Source organism: Pseudoalteromonas sp. MER144-MNA-CIBAN-0113, from assembly GCF_040308965.1.
Lineage (GTDB): Bacteria > Pseudomonadota > Gammaproteobacteria > Enterobacterales > Alteromonadaceae > Pseudoalteromonas > Pseudoalteromonas tetraodonis.
The window spans coordinates 1-292 of record NZ_JBEOOG010000266.1; the positions used below are offsets into that span (position 1 = coordinate 1).

The 292-nt window shown below is 35.6% G+C and carries 1 protein-coding gene; it reads left to right on the plus strand.

The features are described from left to right. Positions 1-292 (plus strand): TraB/GumN family protein (locus tag AAEY57_RS19660; RefSeq protein WP_350608626.1); only part of this gene is annotated, 292 nt, incomplete at both ends.

Below are 292 nucleotides of genomic sequence, written 5' to 3' on the forward strand. Positions count from 1 at the left end.
TGCAAATGTTAGGTGCGCTATCGTATACAAATAACGAAACGTTAAGTCAAAAGCTAGAACCCGAGATTAAGGCTTTACTTGAAAATAAGCTTAGCGAGTTTGGCGCTAACCTAGCTAAGTTAGATGGTTTTCGCCCTGCTATGGTTAGTATTGTCTTAATGTCGATGGAGCTTCAAAAGCAAAATTTAATGGGTGAAGGGGTTGATGCTTACTTTACTAAAAAAGCGACTGAAGATAACAAAACAAAAAATTACTTAGAAACAATCGAATTTCAGTTAGAGCTTTTTAAAAC